Genomic DNA, 19,301 nt, shown 5'->3' on the forward strand with positions numbered 1-19,301 from the left:
CGCTGCGACACTATAACAATCCATCGCATCTAGCTGGGCTAGCCGGATTCGAACCGTCGTATGCAGCAGTCAAAGTGCTGTGCCTTACCGCTTGGCGATAGCCCAAGATTGTAAGAGCTTAAGCCACATTCAGCTGGAGCTTCTACATAATAATTGTATGCCAAGTTGAAAGCATATTCAAGAAAAATGCTCCGACATAAATCGGAGATTCTCTTAAAGGGTGGCTAGAGGGACTCGAACCCTCGATCTCCAGAACCACAATCTGGCGCGTTAACCAACTACGCTATAGCCACCATATTAACGGACTGGGAAGATCACTCAGACATTAACCATTGTCTGTATCTACCCTTAGCTCGTACAGACCAAGGTCAGTACTCTGCTCAAAAAAATAAGTGTGCCCGAAGGGATTCGAACCCCCGACCCACGGCTTAGAAGGCCGTTGCTCTATCCAGCTGAGCTACGGACACACGTTGAAGTGTTGGATAAAATATATCCAAAGCGGGTGATGGGAATCGAACCCACGTATCCAGCTTGGAAGGCTGGTGTTCTACCATTGAACTACACCCGCAGATGTGCGTTACGTAAGTCGGGGTGACAGGATTCGAACCTGCGACCCCCTGCTCCCAAAGCAGGTGCTCTAGCCAAGCTGAGCCACACCCCGATTCGTTTTCGTTAATGCCTTAAGCCGTAACGCAAGAAGTATTATATAATGATTTTGAAGCAAATGTCAACACTATTTTTACAAGTTTTTTTTCGTAATTATAAGTACTTTATTTCATAAGATATTTCGCCATCGTCCTGGATAGAAAGCACTAAATAACTGGGGTTTCGTCCCTCTTGTCTCGGATAGGATAAACTACCCGGATTAAACAGATATACACCATCGACATTTTTAGCAACTGGTTTATGTGTGTGACCAAAGATAATAATATCTGCTCCTCTTGATATTCCTTCACTCTTTATACTCTCAAGATCCATACTTACAAAATAATTATGACCATGAGTTACAAAAAAAGTATGACCATCAAGTTCAAATTCCAGTTCTCTTTGAAGACTAGAGAAAAAATCATTATTGCCGGACACAAAATACACAGGGCAGTTTGCTGCCAGAGCAAATTTTCCCTCTGAGCCCTCAAAATCGCCACAGTGTATTATTCCATCCAATGGCTCTTCTATATCAAGAACATCATAAAAATTCTGATCTCTTCCGTGAGTATCACTTACCACAAGATACTTATGCATACTTCCAAACAAAACCTTTCTTTACGCCATTTTTTGACAATGATCAGCCCTGAATTTCTCTTCTAAGGACCTTTTCCATTTCCCTAAGAGCCTTACCCCTATGGCTGATGGCGTTTTTTTCATCCTCTGTGATCTCAGCACTTGTCTTGCCATATTCCGGCAGGAAAAATATAGGGTCATATCCAAAACCATTACATCCAGCTATTTCATGAGCTATATGGCCCTCCATCTTACCAAGCGTTCCAAACTCCCTGCCATCAGGAAAAACAGCAGAAATTGCGCATACGAATCTTGCTGTGCGCTGCTGTTCTGCCACCCCATCAAGCTTGTCTATTATAGCCTGATTTTTTATATCATAAGATGTATCCTTGCCCATATATCTGGCTGAATATATTCCTGGTTCTCCATTTAAATAATCAACTTCAAGTCCCGAATCATCAGCAAGGACAATGCTGTCATCCTGCGGGTTGAGTGCCTTTAAACTCCTCGCTACTGATCTTGCCTTGATCATCGAATTCTCAGAAAATGTTGTACCATTTTCTTCTATATCATCAGTCACTCCGGCATCTGCCATAGACATAATTTCCATCCCAAGGTCTCCTAGGATCTTGTGGATTTCCTTGAGTTTACCTTTATTACCAGTTGCAAATACTATTCTCATTTTATCTCCTCAATTCCCTGCATTATGCCCTGATAGAGGCCTTCCGCAAGTTTATGTTTGTATGACTTATCAGATAATCTCTCCTGGTCTTGTGTTCCTCCAAGACTTCCCACTGATACCCTTGCAGATGGAACCTGGCTATAGGATAAAATATCATCATTTGTTTCATAGACACCTACCACATCTGCCCCAGCCTTTGTAGCGCATGATGCAGCCATAAGTCCAGCAAATTCAGCATTATTAAATCCTCGCAAAAAGAACTCACCATTATAGTAAGACCTTACCCCATCCTGGTGATTCTCATAGCTTTCTGTTCCAATCCGCAGTACAATATCTGCCTCAGTCTCATCTATCAGTTCTCTGACCCTTTCAGGTGAAACCTCTCCTGCTGAAAGTCTCGTATAATAAAACTTAGTACTGCGATCATCGGCCTTTTCAGCCTCTCCCTTTAGCAAAAGAGCTACATCAAGTGGTATATCTTTTTCCAAAGGATCTGCAGAGTTGCGTTCTACCACTGTATCATGCGCCACAGGGTCAACCACAACAATGTTGTCATATTTGTCATAGGGCTTAAAAAAGCTCACCTCAATAGTACTAGACTCCGTCAAAGAACTCTCGTTAGCATATAGTCCATCTAGTTTAAAGTCAAGGCACACACTTCCTGAGTCATTCTCCGAAATGCACACAGCACTCTCTATGATATCCAGATCCGTCAACACCGCATTATCCAGATAAAATCCTTCTTCACGCCCATCTATGTATATCAGAAGTTCGTGATCAATATATCTGTCTTCCAGAATAATATCATCAGAGCTCACGCTCTTTGGAAGTGGGATAGTTAATTTCCCTGATTGACCATTGGAAACCTCACTACTGATAAGGAGATTAAAAGATTCCTCGCTAAAGCTCCTGTCAATCTCCTTCCCGGCAGCATCAGTTATCAGAATATGCTTGGTGGCAGCCCTCTGGAGCATCATGATCATGCAGACCCCCGTGAAGACAGATGCCTGGTAAAAGAACTTCTTCATTCCTGCATTATTCATAACCAATCATCCATTTCTCTTAGGGGGCTTGGGTCCCATAAACTGATAAAAGTAAGTCTTTATCATACCGTTGTAGATCTTACGATTCTTGTCAGCCTTCTTGCCGATGTATTTCTCAGCCTGCTCAAATCCGGTTATAAGATACATTGACCAGGCATCAAGTTCTTTATACCTTGCTCCAATTGTCTTATAAAGGGCTGGTAATTCCTTCTGGTCGCCAATACGCTCACCATAAGGAGGATTAGTTATTATAAAGCCATATTTCTTCCTATGACTTAAATCTGCAATATCTCTTGCCTGAAAATGGATCATATTCTCAACACCGGCTTTTTGGGCATTGATGCGGGCTATTTCAACCATCTCAGGATCAAGGTCATATCCCTGAATATCTGTTTCTACACTAGTATCTATCTCATCTCTGGCCTCGTCTCTGACATCAGTCCAGTTCTGAGGTGTAATGATATGTGTCCAGCTCTCAGCAGTAAAATGTCTGTTCATACCAGGAGCTATATTTGCTGCCATCATTGCTGCCTCAATAGGAATAGTTCCACTACCACAGAAAGGGTCAACTAAAATCCTGTCTCCATGCCAGGGTGTCAGCATGATAAGCGCAGCTGCCAGATTCTCTGCTATAGGTGCCTTGGATTCCAGCTTTCTGTAGCCTCTTTTGTGAAGAGAATCTCCTGTGGTATCAAGAGCAACTGTTACTTCATCTTTCATGAGAAATACTCTGATAGGGTAGCTTTCAGCATCCTCTTTAAACCAGTCAGTGTGGTAGCTCTGTTTCATTCGCTCCACAATGGCCTTTTTTACTATTGATTGAATGTCTGATGGGCTAAAGAGCTTACTCTTTACACTAGATGCCTTTTTAATCCAGAATTTACCTCTCTCGGGAATAAATTCCTCCCATGGAAGCGCCTTGACTCCCTGGAATAATTCCTCAAAGGATTCTGCGTGGAAGCTTCCTACCTTGATCAGAATTCTCTCTGCAGTCCTAAGGCAGATATTGGCGCGGCATACAGCATCAGCGTCTCCTTCAAAGGTGATCCTGCCATCCACTGACTCCACAATATCATATCCAAGGTCAATAATTTCTTTTTTTAGTACCGCTTCCAGGCCAAAATGGCAAGGAGCTATAAGTTCCATTTTCTTCATATACTCTTTCTTTCAATTAAAAAATTATTTGTTCACTCTTTTACAAACAAGGTCATTATATCATAAAAAGGAGCCCGCTATTATAGCGAGCTCCTCAGAGTAGTAAACTTTTTTATTTTACAAGAATACCATTCTCATCAAATGTATATTTCTTGCCCCACTTTGTGATAGTTTCGTTCTTGGCAAGTGTGTAATCACCCTTAGCATAATACTTGTTATCACCAACTGTGATCCAATCCTGTCTAACGATTCCACCATTTGCTTTTGCATAGTAGGTATGACCATCAACATCGAAGAAGCTATTCTTAACCTGATGGTAGTTCTCATCAAAGTAGTACTTGTTGCTCCACTTTGTCATGAATCCCGTAACGGCCTCGCCTTCTGCATTCATGTAATATGTATACTCATCTACAGTTACATAGTCGCTCTTGACCATAGAACCGTTTGCCTTAAAGAAGTAGAGATTTCCATTAATTTTGTTAAGTCCTGTGAGAGTCTGACCATCTTCTGTAACAAAGGTTGTCTTGCCCCACTTTGTAACAAAATTACCCTTTATTTCAGGTTCTACCGGCTCTTCCTCTTCTACATCACCCGCTGCATCTTCTGAAGATCCATCGATATCTCTTTCATCCTTAACAGCCTCATAACTTCCGTTAAGACAAGCAACTACATCACCAGCATCAATTCCTGCTGCTGCAAGAGCAGATACACCTGTATCTGTGAGCTTTAAGAAATCTCCAAGAGATATTCTGCCATCAGATGTTCTAAGTGAAGCTGCAACTGCGTATGGCTCTGAAGCATTAGCGTAAGGAGCTTCAAGTGATACGAACCAGTCATCGGAAACCTTGAGTCCTTCTGAGTTAGCACTCTCTCCATCATTCCAGAAGAAGTTAAGCTTGCCATAGATATTGTTCTTATCCTGTGTTCCCTTAGCCTTGATGTTCTCATTTGTGCCTGTTCCTGTTGTGCGATAAGAAAGGACGCCGTCTACATAGTAGTTAGTATTAGCTGTGTCATTAGTATAAAGAGCTACATTGTTGCTGCCATTATTAAATGACATTGAGTTAAATACCTGGATATCTGGGCCAGAGTTTGAATCAATACCCTTAGCCTTATTTCCCCATGCTACTGAATTGATGAGCTTGTGAGGACCAGAAATGCTAGATCCGCCCATCTTAAATCCGTTACCATTTCCTTCATCCTTGCCGTCAACGCCATATCCGTTTGCAAATGCTACGCAGTTCTTGATTGTAACCTGTCCGATAGGGCCTGATTCAACCTTGGCAAAAAGATCCCATCCGTCATCAGCATTGTTGTAAGAGATGCATCCATCAAATACAATTCCATCTCCACAGGTAAGCTTTGCAGCAAATCCGTCTGCATCTTCGTAACCTGCATCTGCATTGCTATAGGAAGTGCAGTTAAGGATAAGGTCGTAGCTAGGCCATTCATCTCTAGCATCTGTTGCAAGATATCTGCTGATCTGAATACCAGTATTACCATTTTCGTAGGCACGGATATCTTCAAGTGTTATATGACTACCAGATACCTGGATGCCCTTAAGGGAATTACCAGACTTTGTGCAGTCAATTCCCTTTACATACCAGTAATCACCAGCAAAGATAAATCCTGCGCATACATTGTTAAAGTCAAATACTGCTCTTCCGCCATCAGCTACAAGTGTAATTGGCTTTGAAGGTGTTCCATCAATTCCTCTCTCCACCTTTACTGTGCTCTTAAGGCTGTATGTGCCTGCTGCCACAACAATTGTCTGACCTGGCTGAACATACTTAACAGCTGTATAAATATCTACCGGATCAGCTTCTGTTCCCTGGGCATCTGCCTTTCCAGCAGGTGTTACATAGATCTTTTCATCATCATTAATAGTTGCATATCTTACTACATGCTCAAATTCAGCTGTCTCATAGGATGAAAGTCTCTTATGATCATCATTGTCAGGAAGGAAATCAGCATTTGGAGTAAATGTAACTGTAAATGCATTATCGCCCTTTGTAAGCTTGGTTACCACACTTGTTACCACGCCAGTTTTTACTTCCTGAGCGTCAATAAGCGCTTTTCCTGAAGCATCCTTTACAGTAAGGATTCCGTCTGCATTTCCTGAATACTGAAGTTCATACTTAGCAGTATTTGAATATGTAGCTGAAACAATCTGGTAATTTGGAGCTACATATGTAACTGGCTTTTCTTCTGCAGGAGCATCCTCAGAAGGATCAATTACTGTAAGCTCAATATTGCTAAATGTTGCCTTAAATGTTCTTGATGCAAAGAAACCAACATAAATATTGTCAGAATCTATAGCACTAAGAGCTTCTGTATCATAGAACTTCTTTGTTCTAAGAACATTGCCATTCTCATCAAGATAGCTTACAAAGAAGCCTGTGTTATTCTTCTGGATTCTAAGAGTTACTGTTGTGATAGGATTCTCAACTGTACCCTTTACTGTTCCAGATGTCTCTTTTGCAAACAGGTTATAAGTGCCTGTTCCCTGAGGTCCACAGCTGATCTCAAGAGGATACATATGAGAAGAAAATGCCTCATTTACAGTTGCTGTATCACCAGCCTCAAGAAGCGGAAGGTTCTCAGTTGTAACACCAACCTTCTCCTGTGCTCCGAGGCCAAGCTTCATTGTGATCTTATCTGGAGTAACATCTTCTGTTGAATCCTGTTTGTCAGCATCATAGTAGTACTCTACCTTTGTTCCAGATGCCATGTAGGAGTTGTTCCAGAAGGTAGCGCTGTTTCCATTTACTCCAACTCTGTCTGCAGCCATAAGGCCAAAGCCTTCCTGACCATTTGTAAATGCCCAGGTGTCAATTGTAGCTGTAGCAGTAAGAGTAAAGTTCTTGCCCGCTGGAACTGGTGTGTAATAGAAAGCAAGGCCATCTGTAGAAGCTGGTACAATCTTGCCCTTATTACCTGTATTCCATACAGTTACTGATCCATCATCATTTACTGAATATCCTGTATGTGATCCCTTGGATACTCCTGAACCAAATGCTGCAAATACCCACTCGCGCTCACCTTCTTCTGTGATATTCACAGAAAGAGTAGCTGCTTTTGAAACATCATCGCCTCGATTTGCTGCAAGTGAAATTTCATAAGTATGGCCTACATTCAACTTTGTAAATGTATAAGAATATTCTGTTGTATCATTATCAACTGCTGCCTCTGGAGTAACAGTTGCCTTGTCCAAAGATGCAGAGTCTGTCTTATCTGTAGCAAGAAGTGAATAAGATGTTGCTTCTGGAACTGAATAGAACTTAACTACAACTGTTCCATTTCCCTTATTTACTGCATTTTTAAATGCTGGTGTTGCAAGAGGAAGAACAAATGAGAAAGCCTCTGTCATTGCTGATTTCTTAACCTCTTCTTCATCATCTCTTGAAAGAGAAGCCATAAATGTATATTCTCCTGTCTTTGTTGGTGCAAAGCTCTTTGTGCAGGATTCTCCTTCTGCAAGTGAATTAGCAGAAGAAATCTCATTGCCCTCTGCATCAAACATTGTGACAACAAGCTTGTCACCACCATCAAATCCAACTGCACCCTGTACAGTAACATCGATTTTGCCAGCATCAGAAGAGTTAAGTTTAACTTCTGAAACAACTGGTGCTGCAACACTGCTCCAGTCAGCTCTTTCTTCTACAACAGCTGCTGCTCCGTCTGTAACCTCAGCTTTGAAGAAGTAGTTTGATCCGCCTGAAGGAATAAGATAGTAAGTTCCAGCCTTTTCAAGTTCAAAGCTTGAGATTATAACATCATTCTTCTTGCAGCCTTGGCCAGAGTTTGAAACCTCTGTTCCAGAAGCATCAAGAATTGCCATAGGACGATTATCACCGCCACATACCCACCAAACTTTTACTGCAGCGTTATCGCTTGATGTAGTAAACTTGATCGCATTCTTTTCGGTAGAACCTGCTCCACCCCAGTTGATCCTGACTCCTGATGAATAGCCATCATCCCAGGTCTTGCTGCTGGTATCTACCTTAGTCTTTGCTGAATAGATAATTGTAAAGAAGTCATCTGTTCCAGCCTTTTCTGCTTCTCCATCAGCCTTTGCTCCAGCTGCGAATGTTGCCATCTGCGCTGTCTCAAGCACATATGTTACAGGCTCTGCTACAACATCCTCAGTTACTACAACCTTGAAGATGTAGTTATTGTTTACGCTGTTACCAAGGAAGTAAGTTCCAGCCTCCTCAACTCTGAGAGTTGAAATATATGGTGAATTCTTGGTCCATGTTCCCTGTGTAGTAGCAACTGCTGCTCCAGTCTTGTCAAGAACAGTGATCTGACGGCTGTCATCTCCGCCCTGTGCCCACCATACCTTAATGGTTGCTGCGTTCTGTGTTGTAAACTTGATCGCATTCTTCTCTGTAGAAGCAACGCCACCAAAGTTTACTCTCTGAGCAGATGTATAATCATCTTCCCATGTCTTGCTGCTTGTATCTACCTTTGACTTAGCACTGTAAATAAGTGTGAAGTAATCCTCTGTGCCAGCCTTCTGTGTATCTCCATCAGCCTTTGCTCCAGCTGCAAATGGCTCAAGTGAACTTGATTCAAATACAAACTCTGTAGTCTGAGAAACTGGTCCTTCAGAAGGAGTTGGTGCTACAGGCTCATCCTGTGAGCTTCCATCCGGGAATGTGATTGACATATCCTTGCCGTTTGCTGTAAATGGATCCCAGTCTCCAAGGAAAGCTGCTACTGAAATAGCTGTTCCGTCCGCAAGAACTGCTGTCTGTGGCTGCTGTACCCATGTCACACGATTTGCACTGTTGTTCTCACCAGAAACTTCATAGGTGCCATACTCAACGTTTCTTGCTGACTCTCCACTAAGAGATGTGTTCCAGCCTGCAGGCTGGATAAGTGAAGTCTTGGCATTTTCATCATAGGCTCCATCCTTCCAGTTTGTAGCCTCAACAACTGTATCAAAGAATACTACCTCTGATGTATTTGCCTTCCAAGGTCTTCCAAACTGACCTGGCTTGGATACATACTTGGATGCTGTATCTACACCTGGTGTTGTGCTCTTAACTGTGCAGTTATACATAAGATATCCGCGCTGAGCACTTGATGCCTGCTGTGCAGCTGTAATGTAAGCCACATCATTCTTGTCTTCACTTGTGTTAAGAACAAGATCACACTTTGCAAATACCGCTGTCATTCCGCCAAAAATATAATCTGTTCCGCCATATACTGCGCAGTTATAGAAAGCTGCGGTAGCATTGTCTGCACCATAAAGAGTATCCTGACGGCCGATAAAACGGCAGTTTTCAAAATAAGTTTCTGTAGCTGACTTTGTAAGTGCCAGCGCTGCTGCTCTTTCTACATATTTTTTATCCTGAACAGTTGTATCAAAAGCTTTCATAGAAGCTCTTTTTACAGTTCCCTCTTTTGCACCAGACTGAGGAACGATTACATCCTCTGCTGCCTTCTCAGACATATACTGGTTAAAAGAGTTCTCGAAGATAATGTTCTTTGCTTCAAACCCTGCAGCATTAACTACTACTGATGCATTCCAGTATGTAGCAGTACCTGAACCAGGATTGATAACCTCTGTGTAGCCATTAGCCTTATTAGCTGCAAGAGCCTCTGCATCATACTTGTAAGAACTATTCATGCTGTAGTATGTGTAGCCATGGCCATAGTACCAAGTCACACGAACTGCATTCTCATCGATACCCACACCAGAATTTGTCAGTGCATTTGATGGAGAATTGCTTGCATTTTCAAGAGTTACATTAGGAACATCAATAACAAGCATCTCTTCATAGTTGCCTGGCTGAACCTTAATTGTTACTCGCTCGCCATCTTTTCTGTCCATGAGACGAACTGCAGCAAGTGCATCGCCGATAGTCTTATACTCTTTATCTGCGCCAACTGTAAGTTCAGACTTGTACTCGGTCTGATATACAGCAGCTATTTTGGTCAGATAAGATGAGCCCAGAACTGTGATGTCCACATATCCTGCTCCACCCTTATAGTCATAGGTATATGTCTCATTACTTGAAGTTGTTCCAGTCTTTACACCAACTGATGCTTCGTTCTCATTTTCAAAGTAGTAGGAGTACTGATAATTTCCAGTTACCTGAATCTGGCAATCTCCCTTTACAGGAACGGAAATTGTGCCAGCTCCACTATACAGATACACACCGTTATGAGATCTTCCGTTTGTCCATGAAAGACCGTTATAAGTTCCTTCAGTAGCATTTGCAAACTTAGAAACAAAAGAAGCATCTGCGAAATCCCACTCTGTTATATCAGAAGAGAAGGCAATTTCCTTGCTAACAGCTGCGCCGTCTACTACAAGGTCGCTTGTGAGCTTCTGTACATATGCGCCTGAGTTTGAAACCTCAACCTTGTACTGACCATTTCTAAGAGCTATACCCTCTGTGCCAGTAAACTCATATACATATCCGTCTTTAGCAAAATCATTTTCAGTATCCAGTCTTGTGAATGTGAAAACTGCCTCTGAAAGATCTGCCTTAGTAGCCCCTGATGGAACAATTGTCACATCATATACAGGCTTCGCCTCAAGCTCTATTGCAGCCTCTTTGTCACTTTCTGCAGTAAGCTTTGTTGTAAGAAGGTCGTAGTTCTCGACAAAAGCTGCGCCTTCTTTATCTTCTACAGATACTGCGTACTCAACATTCTTCTGAAGTCTTACCTGGTACTCGATAGCATCCTCTGCCAGAGAAAGCTTGATCTGTGGAACATATACAGAGTTTTCATCCTGTGGAGCAAAAGAAAAGTCTGCTGCCGCAGCAAATTCTGCAAGATCATCCTCGTCAATACCTGTAATCTTACCAGTTACATCAACCAGTGAGATTCCCTCCACTGTTATATCTTTCTGTGTATCTTCACTTATATTGACAGTTTTATCAGAAGTAATAACGTATTCATCTGCGCCCTCAAGGCTGAGCTCATAGTCAAAGCCCTGTGCAAGCCTGGCTGTATATTTGCCATCAGCAACTGTTGCCTTAACAACATTGCCATTAGCCTTGTTTGTAAATACGATGTCAAAAGAGCCTGTGCCTTCAAATCCTTCTACTCCGCCAGTAAGATCTGAATACTTGGCATGCTCTCTAAGTACTCTGGCAAGTACCAGCTTCTCACTTGCTGAAAAAAGCTTGTACTGTGCTGTATTTGCTGGATAGAAGACCATCTTTGTTACTGTACTTCCACCATTTTTATGAACAAAAAAGGCATCATCTGAAGCATCTTCCACGTTTCTAAAATGGACTTCAGAATCTGTTCCATTACTTGCTACATACGCTGTGATAATGTCGTCTGCCTGACATTCAAGAGCTACATAAACAGCATCTGTTGCTCCTTTATTGGAATATATATATCCGGAATACACATTTCCATCACTATCCTTGAGAGACTTCTCATCAAAGTGAGTAAGTGCAAGATTAGTAGTTCTAAGTCTGTGAGTTGTAGAATATCCGCCATCCTCAAAAACAAAGTCTCCATTATCAACTGAGAAAGATGCGATATTTACACCCTTTGTTCCAGCCTCTACTGAGTAAAAGCTGTTGATTGTAGCAACATCCAGTCTGTTGTTGTAGTTGCTTCCAAGATCCTCGGCTCCAAAATCCCAAACATCAGTCTTGGATTCGTCAAAGTTCCTGTCTGTGGTAGTGCTCTCAGATTCTGAAGTTTCAAGCTTTTTAGCTGATTTTTCTTCATCTGACTTTTCGTCTGTCTCTTCTGCTTCCTTGCTGTCATCAAGTGCAGCTGAATCTGAAGAAGCATCTGAAACCTCAGATGAGTTCACTGAAGTTCCTTCATCGCTCTCATCTAAAGAGCTCTCTGTTGAAGCAGCCTTTGCCCCATCACTGCTCTTTTCAGAAGAAGCACTTGTTTCATAAGTTGCTTCCTTCTCTTCATCCGTCTCAGCATATGCAACACTTCCAGGTGCAATGCCCGAGAAAGATGAAAGCCCCGTAGCCGCCGCCAATGCTGACGCAATGACTTTGGCACTTACCTTGTGCCATTTCGTCTTTCTGATCATATTTTTCCTCCCAACAAAACGTAAGTTTACACTTTTTTAATAATGTAACCGCTTACATTCCTATATGAAATGTGACTTAATCTTAGCATATTCACATTGACGAAAACAAGAGAGAAACGTAAGTTTATTTCATTTATATTGCTTAAAAGTAAACAAAGTTTCATGGGCGGTTTTTGTGTATATTGCACTAACGCATCTCCTTTTCTCCCCTTTTCAAAAAAGTCATTTTTCCTTACAAATAAATGTATGCGGTTTCATGGAAATAAAAAGAATTGTCAGATAACAGAAAAATATTAAAAAAGAATAAAAAAAAGAGCACCCAGATCAATAATCTGAATGCTCAAGTGTGCGTGACAGGATTCGAACCCACGACCTTCTGGTCCGTAGCCAGACGCTCTATCCAGCTGAGCTACACGCACATGTCGCTTTAGCAACAAAATATATTATATGCACGAGCAGTTTCTTTGTCAACATATTTTTTAATTTTCTGCATTTTCTGCAGCCTTAGTCTCAGCCACAAGTCTTTCAAGGTCTGGCCTTGCAAATTCAAAGCATGCCAGGATCTTAGGTGAGAACACGCCGCACTCACCATTTTTTATCATCTCAAAAGCCCTGTCTACAGGATAAGCAGATTTGTATACTCTGTCGCTGACAAGAGCATCATAAGCGTCAGAAATAGCTGTAAGCTGTGCAGCGATAGAATTTTCATCTCCCTTTAAGCCATCGGGATAGCCTCCGCCATCGTATCTTTCATGATGATGCCTACATATATCAAGACATATTTCAAAGTATTCCTTGTCCTGAACATCCCTTAGGCTCTCAATGACTTCGCTTCCCCTTGTTGTATGGGACTTCATAACCTCAAACTCTTCGCTTGTGAGGCGCCCCGGCTTTAAGAGAATAGAATCCGGCACAGATATCTTTCCAATATCATGCATTGCTGAAGCCTGGGTTATAACATCGATAAGATGTGGGTTCAGCCCAAGCTCAGGGTAATTGTTCATGGCTGTAAGAGCAAGTGTACGTACAAAACCTTTTATCCTCTTGAGATGATAAATGGTCTCCATACTTCTAAACTCAACGATTGTAGCAATAGTATCGATAACTCTTTCGTTACTGTTTTTAAGCCTCTCCTCCTGCTTTTTAAGGTATGCAAACTGTTTCTTTAATACCCTTGTCTGATCATCAACCTGGACTTCAAGGTTGTTCTTGCTGTCAAAAAGCTCCACAGTACGAGAAACTCTTTTATCTACAATAACAGGATCAAAAGGCTTATGTATTACATCAGCCGCCCCCTTCTGATAGCTGGTACGCTCCGCTTCTGTGGAGGTATCAGCTGTTATCATCAGAACAGGGATTGAATCATTCAGGTTATCCTTTTTACGCATAGCCTCAAGGACCTCATAGCCGTCCATTTCTGGCATGACGATATCAAGAAGAATAGCCGCAAGCTTTTCTTCATTCTCTTCAATCATCTTCATAGCTTCGATACCGTTGCCCGCTTCAAGGATGTTATATTGTTCCTTGAAAATCTCGCCAAGAATTCCTCTGTTGATCTCATTGTCATCAACTACAAGAATCGAACGATCTGCCATGTGATCCTCCTGTCTATAGTCAATCAGGCCCTATTATCTCTCAACAATAGCTGCGCAGCCCATTCCGCCGCCAACACAAAGAGTAGCAAGTCCCTTATGAACATCTCTTCTCTGCATTTCGTACAAAAGAGATACAAGGATTCTGTTTCCTGAGCATCCTACAGGATGTCCAAGTGCAATAGCACCACCATTTACATTGAGTACATCATTACTAAATCCAAGGTCATGCTGAACAGCTACTGACTGAGCTGCAAAAGCCTCGTTAGCCTCGATAAGATCAAAGTCACCTATTGTATATCCAGCCTTCTTCATAACCTTCTGAGTTGCTGCTACAGGGCCAATACCCATAATGCTAGGTTCTACGCCTGCAAGTTCACCTGCAATCCAGGTTCCAAGTGGCTTTACACCAAGTTCTTTTGCCTTTTCTTCGCTCATAACTATGATTGCAGAAGCTGCATCGTTAATTCCTGAAGAGTTTGCAGCAGTTACAACGCCGCCATCCTTCTTAAATGCAGGCTTAAGTCCGGAAATACTCTCAACAGTAACTCCCTTTCTAGGGCCTTCATCTGTATCAAAGATAATTGTTTCTTTCTTTTTCTTGATCTCTACAGGGACGATTTCTTCCTTAAACTTACCTGCAGCAATAGCTGCCTCAGCTTTATTCTGTGACCAGGCAGCAAACTCATCAAGCTGCTGTCTTGTAAGATGCCACTGTTCAGCAATGTTCTCAGCTGTGATACCCATATGATATCCGCCAAAAGCATCAGTAAGCGCATCCTTTATCATTGCATCCTGAAGTTCTCCAGAACCCATTCTGTATCCGTAACGGCCCTGCTGCATAAGGTATGGAGCCATTGACATATTCTCCATTCCACCAGCAACGATTATATCTGCGTCTCCCATACCAATGAGCTTGGCTGCAAGGTTTACGCAGTGAAGACCTGATCCGCACAGAACATTTATTGTTGTAGCAGGTACTTCTACCGGAATACCAGCATTGATTGCTGACTGTCTTGCCGGGTTCTGTCCAAGTCCTGCCTGGATAACGCATCCCATATAAACTTCGTCAACCTGCTCAGGCTTAACTCCCGCACGCTTAAGAGCTTCTTTTATTACAATTGCTCCAAGTGCTGGTGCTGGTGTGGTTGATAAAGTTCCACCCATTGTACCAATCGCTGTTCTACATGCTCCCGCTAAAACTACTTTTCTTGCCATAACTTTCCTCCGTCATTAACTAATGTTTTATGCTGCATATATCTAAAATCAATAACAATCACTGTTATCTGTGCATTATTATTAATTTTATCACTATATTGTTTATTTCTCAACGAATCCCTTACAATCAATCCGCGAGTTTATGGTACTTTGAAGGTGCCTATATCACTTCTGTAATCTAAGCGGCAGTTCCAGACCGTGCTCTGTCAAAAGAGATTCATTTTGCAATATCTCAGTGCTCCTTCCATCAGCTATGATCCTACCCTCATCCAGTAAAATCGTCCTCTCACAGGTATCCATGATAAAGTCCAGGTCATGTGAAGTGATGAGTTTTAGAGAATTAATCTCATTTATAATCCTGATAAGATTTTTCCTGTTCCTTGGATCAAGCGCTGCCTCAGGCTCATCCATGATTATGATATCCGGATTCATGGCAAGGATCGTGGCTATTGAAGCCAGTTTTTTCTCTCCTCCGGATAGTTTATAGGTATGCTTTTTACTAAGGTCTGTAATGTGGACTTTCTCTAGAGCATCTACTACCCTTTTCTCAACCTCATCATCTGACAAGCCGTAGTTCTGAGGTCCAAAGGCCACATCGTCTTCAACTGTTGATAAAAAGAGCTGACTATCTGAGTCCTGAAACACGTATCCGATATGCTCTCTGACGTGATTTAAGTTTTTCTTGTCTACCGGATGTCCTGCTATCTCAAGAACCCCTTCATAATCAAGATAAAGTCCCACAAGAAGTTTCATCAGTGTGGACTTTCCAATGCCGTTAGCTCCGATTATACCTATACTCTCGCCATCATGAGCCATTAGATTTATATCACTTAGAACCGGTTCTTCTTTTTCATAAGCAAAGCTCAAATGTTCAATTTTAAGTATTTCTCCATGAATACCTGTATGCATTTCTCACTCTCCAAAAATCCCTGAATGTCTGATAACTACAAATATGACAATCCAAATAACTGGATAAAAAATGTCAGAAAGCCGTACTTTCTTTTTCCTGATCCTGAAATCTCCTGTAAAACCTCTAAGAAGCATGCTCTCATAGACCCTTTCTGCCTTGTCCATGCTGCGCAAAAGCCACTGTCCAACCAAAGTTCCCCAGGCCTTATAATTGATGCCATTCTGTGAGGGAGCTCTTAGTTTGTATGCTGTCATTATCCTGTCCGCTTCCACAGCCATTACGCCAAAGTATCTGTAGATCAGCATGACCACTATTACCATGATTCTTGGGAAATGCAGCACTCTTAAGGCATAGCAGATATCATCAATCGATGTTGTTGCTATCAGAATGTACACAGCCAAAACGCTATAAAAGCCCTTGATCATCACTGTGATCATGGACAGCACGCCGCCCGAAACTGCCAATTCACCAATATATCCCACAATCTGCCTGTCTAGAAATGGATTAAATACTCCCACAAACAAAACCAATGGCAATATCAGCCTCATCCTATAGATTCCCTCTTTAAAGGACAACTCTCCCACAATAAAGGAAAAAATAGGATATACAGACATGACGATCAGGGGCGCCAGCGCATACTTGTCAAAAGAAACAACTGTAAAAATATACAAAACGCTAAGAAGCAGCTTTCCCCAAGGATGAAGACTATTCATCCAATGAGAACGCTGCTGCAGATTTTGTAATTTATTTAATTCGCGAAGATTTTTTTCTATTGAGTTCATGTACTAAGTATATTATATCCGGCCCAAAATAACATCACTTAATATGCATATTTAGCCTATTACGCAATCTTAGTGTTTTCTTTTTTTCTAAAGAATCTAAAAGCATATGATGCTCCAACACAGACACCAACTACCACGAGCGCTCCAACTATACCAGAGAAGCTTGTTCCGACAGCTGATTCGCTGTCCTTAAATGCATAATCAGGCAAAAGAGAAGTTGTCTCCTGAATACCTGCTGCAGTATCGTATACTCCGCCTTCTGCCTCAAGCTCTGTTGTTCCGGCAACCTGTTCCATAGACCACTCAAGTCCATCAGGGAATGCTGAAGCAAAAAGAGAAATAGCTCCGCCACAGATAGCTGCTGCTACTGCAATAGCTAAGATTGTTCCCTTGAAGGAGAGTTTTCCTTCTTTTACCACATTTTCATCTCTGCCTACACCCCAGAGAAGCTCTGGTCTTGCCTCGTTGACAAAGATAAGAACTGCTGCTGTTATAAGTCCCTCTACAAATCCGATGGCAAGATGAATAGGCTGCATTGTTGCCATAAATACTGAGAAAGGAAGCTCTGTTATTCCAGAAAAAAATGTCTCAAGTGTAACTGAGAATGCGCCAAGCTGAAGAGTCAGAACGCATCCTAAAATCGATGCAATGGCAATCTTCAATCTGCTGGCACCTTTCTTCATAATAGGTCTCCAAATTAATAGCGCTCCTATAAAGCACCCATAAAAGGCCATATTCCATATATTACATCCAAGAGCCAATAGCCCACCGTCAGCAAAAAGAAGGCATTGAACAAGGAGTACTCCTATCATTGTAAGGAATCCTGCGTAAGGTCCCAACATAGCAGATAGCATCATTCCTCCACAGAGATGTCCTGAGGATCCTGTTCCAGGGATGGTGAAGTTGAGCATCTGTGTAGCAAATACGAATGCTCCCATAACGCCCATTACTGGAATTTTCTTTGGGTCATTTTCCTCTCTTACTTTTTTTACAGAAACTCCTGCTGCTCCTGTTGATAAAACATACATTGTTCCAGCTACTGCTGGTGCCACAAGGGCGTCCGCCATATGCATTGTGTGATTTCCTCCCGTACTTCTATATTTATCATGACGGTTGACTGCGCAAGCTTCGCAGTCAACCTGTTCTACGATTGTCACTAGTGTGCTGACAAGCAATTTTGTTAATTATGAATGAGTCAGTACACTAGAAGAAGTATAGGGGAAATCACATAGTGTTCACAAGCCCCCGGGGGGGATATATTTTGTACAATATATGTCATAGCACTGTATAGTTGCTGATAAATTATTTTATCAGCAACTGTTTTATGTGTTCATCTCTTATATTGGGCGAAGAGGTCACGGATGGCAATGTCGTAAGGAGCATGAAGAACGCCGTATTCTGTTACTATGCCAGTGATGAGATCTGCGTCTGTAACATCAAAGGCTGGGTTATAGACTTTGACGCCTTCTGGTGCCATGCGCTCCTTGTACCACATTTCTGTTACTTCCTCAGGTTTTCTCTGCTCAATGTTTATATCAGCGCCTGTGGCTGTATTTATATCGATGGTTGATGTAGGTGCACATACATAAAATGGAATATTGTAACGCTTTGCAACTGTTGCTACAACGCTGGTTCCTATCTTATTTGCTGCATCTCCGTTAGCAGCTACTCTGTCACATCCAACGAATATGGCATTGATTGCACCGCTCTTCATAAGTGATGCTGACATGTTATCACATAAGAGTGTTGTATCTATTCCAGCAGAATGAAGTTCAAAAGCAGTTAGTCTTGCTCCCTGAAGGAGTGGCCTTGTCTCATCACAGTATACCTTTATCTTCATACCTTTTTCATGAGCCAGGTACATTGGTGCTGTTGCTGTTCCATATTTGCAGGTAGCAAGCTGTCCTGCATTGCAGTGAGTAAGGAGGCCATAGCCATTCTTTATAAGAGTCAGGCCATTTTCTCCAATCCTGCGGCAGACATCAACATCTTCAGCTTTTATTCTCTCTGACTCATTCTTCATTTCGTTTATGAGTTTTGCGCGAGCATCATCAAAAGCTTCAGCTGCCAGGCTGTTTTTTTCATAAAAATCTGTCACATGGCTCTCCATACGCCTTAAAGCCCAGGACAGATTTACAGCTGTAGGTCTTGATGAGTTGAGGTAATCTGACTTTTCTTTTAGCTCACCCATAAACTCTTCATAGGAAGCAGCCTTTGAATGTTTCATGAGAAGATACAGACCAAAACCTGCACTTACGCCTATTGCCGGTGCTCCCCTTACCTGGAGAAGGTAAATTGCATCCCATATCTCTTTTGCAGTATGAAGGCGTATGATCTCAATCTTCCCCGGAAGAAGGGTCTGGTCTATGATTTCTATGGCGTCATCCTCATCTATAAGCGAAACTGTCTCGTAATCCAATATACTTTTCATGTTAATGTCCTTTCAGAATATCCCACTATTATAGCTCTTTAAGCAGATTCTCTGCTACTTCGCTTCCGTGCTTGGCAGCATAGCTTGCCCATTTCTTGGCTTTGGCCAGGTTCTTTTCACCAAACTCGCCTTTAAAATAGCCTACTGCAATCTGCTCAGCTGCTTCGATGCTGCCCTTGCCAGCCTTATCTATTAGATCTAGTAATTTCTGTTTTTTATCCATTTTTTATTT

General features: G+C 42.0%; 12 protein-coding genes and 6 tRNA genes. All 18 read right to left on the reverse strand.

Annotated elements, in window-relative coordinates; genetic code table 11:
- Window positions 1-33 precede the first annotated feature (33 nt).
- A tRNA-Gln gene (locus BLO53_RS04215) sits at window positions 34-105 on the reverse strand.
- A gap of 114 nt (window positions 106-219) precedes the next feature.
- Window positions 220-293, reverse strand: a tRNA-His gene (locus tag BLO53_RS04220).
- 100 nt (window positions 294-393) lie between these two features.
- Window positions 394-467, reverse strand: a tRNA-Arg gene (locus BLO53_RS04225).
- A gap of 30 nt (window positions 468-497) precedes the next feature.
- Window positions 498-568 (reverse strand) — tRNA-Gly (locus BLO53_RS04230).
- An 18-nt stretch (window positions 569-586) separates the two neighbouring features.
- Window positions 587-661 (reverse strand) — tRNA-Pro (locus BLO53_RS04235).
- 98 nt (window positions 662-759) lie between these two features.
- Window positions 760-1,242, reverse strand: coding sequence for a metallophosphoesterase family protein (locus BLO53_RS04240; RefSeq protein WP_092059261.1), 483 nt, complete (start codon window positions 1,240-1,242; stop codon window positions 760-762).
- Window positions 1,243-1,285: 43 nt separating this feature from the next.
- A complete protein-coding gene (rdgB, locus tag BLO53_RS04245; protein WP_092059262.1) occupies window positions 1,286-1,903 on the reverse strand; it encodes an RdgB/HAM1 family non-canonical purine NTP pyrophosphatase in 618 nt (205 codons plus the stop codon).
- Window positions 1,900-2,946 (reverse strand): N-acetylmuramoyl-L-alanine amidase, encoded by a 1,047-nt coding sequence (locus BLO53_RS04250; RefSeq protein ID WP_143003204.1) that lies wholly within the window; start codon window positions 2,944-2,946, stop codon window positions 1,900-1,902. The genes rdgB and BLO53_RS04250 overlap by 4 nt, the downstream gene beginning before the upstream one ends.
- Before the next feature lie 6 nt (window positions 2,947-2,952).
- Window positions 2,953-4,101 carry a THUMP domain-containing class I SAM-dependent RNA methyltransferase gene (locus BLO53_RS04255; protein WP_092059264.1) on the reverse strand — a complete coding sequence of 383 codons (1,149 nt, stop codon included), beginning with the start codon at window positions 4,099-4,101 and terminating at the stop codon, window positions 2,953-2,955.
- A gap of 112 nt (window positions 4,102-4,213) precedes the next feature.
- A complete protein-coding gene (locus BLO53_RS04260) occupies window positions 4,214-12,136 on the reverse strand; it encodes a pectinesterase family protein (RefSeq protein WP_092059265.1) in 7,923 nt (2,640 codons plus the stop codon).
- Window positions 12,137-12,481: 345 nt separating this feature from the next.
- Window positions 12,482-12,555: transfer RNA gene (locus BLO53_RS04265), tRNA-Arg, on the reverse strand.
- Between the two features lie 60 nt (window positions 12,556-12,615).
- Window positions 12,616-13,731: an HD domain-containing phosphohydrolase gene (locus tag BLO53_RS04270; protein ID WP_092059266.1), complete on the reverse strand. Its 1,116-nt coding sequence runs from the start codon at window positions 13,729-13,731 to the stop codon at window positions 12,616-12,618.
- Window positions 13,732-13,764: 33 nt separating this feature from the next.
- Window positions 13,765-14,946, reverse strand: a complete 1,182-nt coding sequence (locus tag BLO53_RS04275; protein WP_092059267.1) for an acetyl-CoA C-acetyltransferase — start codon at window positions 14,944-14,946, stop codon at window positions 13,765-13,767.
- Between the two features lie 165 nt (window positions 14,947-15,111).
- Complete coding sequence (locus tag BLO53_RS04280) at window positions 15,112-15,855, reverse strand: energy-coupling factor ABC transporter ATP-binding protein (protein ID WP_092059268.1); 744 nt, start codon at window positions 15,853-15,855, stop codon at window positions 15,112-15,114.
- Window positions 15,856-15,858: 3 nt separating this feature from the next.
- Window positions 15,859-16,569, reverse strand: a complete 711-nt coding sequence (gene cbiQ / locus BLO53_RS04285; protein WP_242875296.1) for a cobalt ECF transporter T component CbiQ — start codon at window positions 16,567-16,569, stop codon at window positions 15,859-15,861.
- A 128-nt stretch (window positions 16,570-16,697) separates the two neighbouring features.
- Entirely contained in the window at window positions 16,698-17,711 is a 1,014-nt protein-coding gene (locus tag BLO53_RS04290) for an energy-coupling factor ABC transporter permease (protein ID WP_092059270.1), read from the reverse strand.
- 257 nt (window positions 17,712-17,968) lie between these two features.
- Window positions 17,969-19,069 (reverse strand): S-methyl-5-thioribose-1-phosphate isomerase, encoded by a 1,101-nt coding sequence (mtnA, locus tag BLO53_RS04295; protein WP_092059271.1) that lies wholly within the window; start codon window positions 19,067-19,069, stop codon window positions 17,969-17,971.
- Window positions 19,070-19,097: 28 nt separating this feature from the next.
- Window positions 19,098-19,292 carry a hypothetical protein gene (locus tag BLO53_RS04300; RefSeq protein ID WP_092059272.1) on the reverse strand — a complete coding sequence of 65 codons (195 nt, stop codon included), beginning with the start codon at window positions 19,290-19,292 and terminating at the stop codon, window positions 19,098-19,100.
- Window positions 19,293-19,301: the final 9 nt, after the last annotated feature.

Source organism: Butyrivibrio sp. INlla14 (assembly GCF_900102515.1).
Classification (GTDB): domain Bacteria; phylum Bacillota; class Clostridia; order Lachnospirales; family Lachnospiraceae; genus Butyrivibrio.

Coding starts and splice junctions, on each gene's coding strand:
- BLO53_RS04240 (WP_092059261.1), bottom strand. CDS start 1,242: ATGCATAAGTATCTTGTGGTAAGTGATACTCACGGAAGAGATCAGAAT.
- rdgB (WP_092059262.1), bottom strand. CDS start 1,903: ATGAGAATAGTATTTGCAACTGGTAATAAAGGTAAACTCAAGGAAATC.
- BLO53_RS04250 (WP_143003204.1), bottom strand. CDS start 2,946: ATGAATAATGCAGGAATGAAGAAGTTCTTTTACCAGGCATCTGTCTTC.
- BLO53_RS04255 (WP_092059264.1), bottom strand. CDS start 4,101: ATGAAGAAAATGGAACTTATAGCTCCTTGCCATTTTGGCCTGGAAGCG.
- BLO53_RS04260 (WP_092059265.1), bottom strand. CDS start 12,136: ATGATCAGAAAGACGAAATGGCACAAGGTAAGTGCCAAAGTCATTGCG.
- BLO53_RS04270 (WP_092059266.1), bottom strand. CDS start 13,731: ATGGCAGATCGTTCGATTCTTGTAGTTGATGACAATGAGATCAACAGA.
- BLO53_RS04275 (WP_092059267.1), bottom strand. CDS start 14,946: ATGGCAAGAAAAGTAGTTTTAGCGGGAGCATGTAGAACAGCGATTGGT.
- BLO53_RS04280 (WP_092059268.1), bottom strand. CDS start 15,855: ATGCATACAGGTATTCATGGAGAAATACTTAAAATTGAACATTTGAGC.
- cbiQ (WP_242875296.1), bottom strand. CDS start 16,569: ATGAATAGTCTTCATCCTTGGGGAAAGCTGCTTCTTAGCGTTTTGTAT.
- BLO53_RS04290 (WP_092059270.1), bottom strand. CDS start 17,711: ATGCATATGGCGGACGCCCTTGTGGCACCAGCAGTAGCTGGAACAATG.
- mtnA (WP_092059271.1), bottom strand. CDS start 19,069: ATGAAAAGTATATTGGATTACGAGACAGTTTCGCTTATAGATGAGGAT.
- BLO53_RS04300 (WP_092059272.1), bottom strand. CDS start 19,292: ATGGATAAAAAACAGAAATTACTAGATCTAATAGATAAGGCTGGCAAG.